The 3,545-nt window shown below is 60.6% G+C and carries 3 protein-coding genes; all 3 read left to right on the top strand.

Features of this window, described 5'->3' with window-relative positions:
* A partial coding sequence (locus ACFWF3_RS28610) for a hypothetical protein (RefSeq protein WP_379316601.1) occupies positions 1–209 on the top strand: 209 nt, incomplete at its 5' end.
* Between the two features lie 771 nt (positions 210–980).
* Positions 981–2,045 (top strand): hypothetical protein, encoded by a 1,065-nt coding sequence (locus ACFWF3_RS28615; RefSeq protein WP_379316603.1) that lies wholly within the window; start codon positions 981–983, stop codon positions 2,043–2,045.
* 10 nt (positions 2,046–2,055) lie between these two features.
* A complete protein-coding gene (locus ACFWF3_RS28620; RefSeq protein ID WP_379316605.1) occupies positions 2,056–3,243 on the top strand; it encodes a condensation domain-containing protein in 1,188 nt (395 codons plus the stop codon).
* Positions 3,244–3,545: the final 302 nt, after the last annotated feature.

Below are 3,545 nucleotides of genomic sequence, written 5' to 3' on the forward strand. Positions count from 1 at the left end.
AGCGGTTCCTCACCGTGCCCAAGGGCGCTGAGACCTGCGGTCCGATCGTCACCGAATCCCACGTCATCGTGTCGGTCCAGCACCCCGGCGAGGCCGACGACGCCACCCCCGACAACCCGCAGTCCCACTGGCCCGACGGCGGCACCTCCCAGCCGCGTCCCGCCGTAGCGGTCGTCTGGAAGAAGAACGGCGGACGAATCGGCGTCTAGCCGGCTCCCGATCCGCTGACGAAACCGCTACTCGGCTGGGCGAGTGGCGGTTTTGTCATGTCCGGGGTCCGGCTTAGATCAGTCGACCGCTACTCGCGCCCGGGCCTGCACCCGCTACCCGTGACTTCAACGTCTTCGTCGATGACGCGGAACCCAACCTGAACAAGCTAGAGTCGGCGTTCACCGACTTCCAGAAGTTCGGATAGGTGTCGAGGGCAACACCGTTGCTCGGTTCCGCCTGCGCCGCCACCGAGTCCATCCCGGTCAGCGTTGCGACCACCGCGAGCCATCGAACTCCAGCGCCGTGTCCGAGGTGCACGACCCTACGCGATTGATACCGCGTGTTGTGTGAGGTCGACGAGGTGTCACACTGATCCGCGAAATCAAGCCCGAGCCGCGTCAGACGGCGACCGGTCCACGCGCGAGATCGACGCCCCCGCCATCGTTTTCCCCATCCTGCCGCCGATATCACGCCAGCCGGAGGGCCCGACATCGGCAGTACGGGCATGTCCGGACCGGACAGTAAAATCTATGCGCCCACCAGCTACGTCGATCTGATTCGGCCTCAGGTTCATTGCGACACCGACATGACCACACTTACTGTCGATCGCGAATAGTCGGAAATCCCACGAACAAAGGCCATATCCAGTGGATCAAAGTGTGCGACATTCGGCTGCCACGAAGCACTTCGGTCCGTCCGAATTCGTATCACAGCAACATGAGGTCTTCGCCCAATACCGTCGAGACGGACGTATTGTTTGGAATGGGACGATGGAGGCATGGTATGTCTGTCGCGCGCATGATGTCCAAGACCTCCTGATGGATTCCCGGATAGGTCACCTAGACCATGACAGCGCGCGCGACGATACGCGGGGTAGGCTCCAGAAGCTCATCAGTAGCTGGCCCGTTTTCACCGATGATCCGATGGCGGGTTCGCTCAAGCGCGCCCTCGCCCCGGTTTTCGCGATCGCCGCGATCGCCGAGATCACGCCTCGAATCGAGCAGCAAGCAGCGCGGCTCTGCTACGACACGGATCCAGCCGATTTCATCGCTGGAATAGCACGTCCGGCAGCAATATCAACATTGTCCTTTACTTTCGGAATAGCATACGAGAGGGCGGAATACCTGGCCGCCGCGTCCGACGACATAATGGAATATCTGATGTCGGACGACCGGAACGACCAGGTTGTGGAGATCGCGTATGCCGCGGCTCTACGGATCAGAGCATTTGCCGAAGACGCGATGCGAGCTGCTGATCCCTCCCCGCTCGTCGCCGCGTTGTCTGAATTCGCATCCAATACGGAAAGATGTGAAACCGCGTACGCCATGTTCACCCAATTGGTCACCGGTACAGTAGAACCACTGATCTCAGGTCTGGTTACCGCTGCACTGCACTACCGCTCCGATCCCGAGGCCGATCGAAGCGACCGGGATTGGGTCGAGCTAGGCCTGCTCTACGATGCGCCGTTCCACTACGCTCCGCGCTACGCACTCGACCGCATACCCGAACTGGATCCCGGCATCGAACCGGGGGACCGAATAGCACTGGTCATCGGCTCTGCGGCGCGCGAAGTGCACGGGTGTCGTATCTCAGGCGACACTGCGTCATCATCCAGGTACTCGAAAATCGCCTTCGGTCACGGCAGGCATTTCTGCCTGGGTATGCAGCTTGCCTTCGCTCACCTGGAGGCTCACTTCACCGCCGCGAGAGAGGCCGGAATCCTGCGCAGTATTCAACCGTCGAATCTGGTTCGCAAGTATCAGGACGGCGGTGCCAAGTACGTGGCGCTTCCCGTCGGCGAGAAATCGTCCGACTGCGACGAACCCACCATCTGAGGCAGGCCGGATGAATACCAACGAACATGGCGGCACCTCGGAGCCGTTCGATATCACGCCTGGTCAGGCCGAGGTCATATTCTTGCACACCGCCGTCGCGGATCTCAGCATGCCGATAAGCATCCGTTATCTTCTCCGCGGCAACGTAGATCCCGAGGCGATGATTCGAGCTCTCACCGTGCTCGTCGACTCCAATGAGACATTGCGGGTCAAATTCGAGCGTGACGGCGAATCGGTCCGTCAACGCGTCATGGACAGAGTCTCGGAGCCGAACATAATCGCGCGTGATGTGGGTAGTGCCTCCGTATCGGAAATGATGCGGTACAGCACATTACTACTGCGCACCGATGCGATCTCCTGGAACATTTGGTCAGGTCCTCCTTATCGTTTTCACCTCATTCGCAACGACGCGGGTGTTTATCTACTGCTACTCACCTTTCAACATTCGGTCGTCAATGCCCGAAGCGTCAGCCGCATGGAAACAGAGCTGTTTCGCGCGTACGCCGCGGTCGATGCCGCACCGGCGACACGCGAGCCCCGGCTACGCTCGGCTATCGAGGCCCAGCGCCAAAGCAGCGCAGCTTCGGCGAGCGCCGCAGCTTACTGGTCCGAAACGATGCGAGAACTGGCGAACTCCACGGTCGCTCCTCGAGTTGGAGTGGAGCACCGGAGCGTGGGTGTACGGCTCCATACCGCCGTAAGCGCATCGGTGGATGGCCGGAACAGAATGGACAGACCGGCCGCTGCGCTGAGCTGCTACGCCGACTTCCTCGGTCAGGGACGCACGGGCACACTCGATCGGGTCGCCGTGGATATGCATTTCGAGCATCACACGTCGCGATATCGCGACGTGGCCGGGATGTTCTCGGTGCAACGACCGGTCGTGATCGACCGATCTCCGCACGGTGCGAACCGTCGGGCTGTCGCAGATCGAATCATGGAAACGATGCGCCACAAAGCTGTCGACAGTGCACTGCTGCGAAACCTGGCAGACGAGCATCAGGTGACACGCGAGAATTTCGCCGATTTCAACTATGTACACAGTGAGCCGACTGGCGAGCTGGCACAGCCATTAGGCCTAGAGGTAGAACGATCGTGGTTCACCCCACGTCACCTGTCGACTCGTCCGGCGCGACTACAGGTCAAGGATTACGGCACATCCGCGAGCGTCGTGCTCACCTGGAATCCAGACATGTAATCGGACACCGAGGTGGAAACCCTCCTTCGATCGCTGAAGGAAATTTCATGAATCCGTTCGTGTGGTCGCCATGGGAGAGCATACGCAGCTTCCCGGAAGACCTGGCCATCGTCGACTCGTCCGGCGCATACTCTTGGCGCTATTTGGTGGAGCGAGTCGAATCCAGGGAACGGGAGCTTGTTGAAATCGGCGTTGCTCACGATGATCTCGTCTGCGTGGTCGGCACCTCACGCAGGACTTCCAGCGCTGGCCCGTGACCGCCGCGATGAACATCCGCCTGGGCCGCCCGCACCGTCCCGCCT

Origin of the sequence: Nocardia sp. NPDC060220 (genome assembly GCF_042727815.1) — a bacterium.
Lineage (GTDB): Bacteria > Actinomycetota > Actinomycetes > Mycobacteriales > Mycobacteriaceae > Nocardia.

Bases quoted from the DNA above. Each gene is read 5' to 3' on its own strand.
- ACFWF3_RS28615 (WP_379316603.1), top strand. From the start codon at position 981: ATGGAGGCATGGTATGTCTGTCGCGCGCATGATGTCCAAGACCTCCTG.
- ACFWF3_RS28620 (WP_379316605.1), top strand. From the start codon at position 2,056: ATGAATACCAACGAACATGGCGGCACCTCGGAGCCGTTCGATATCACG.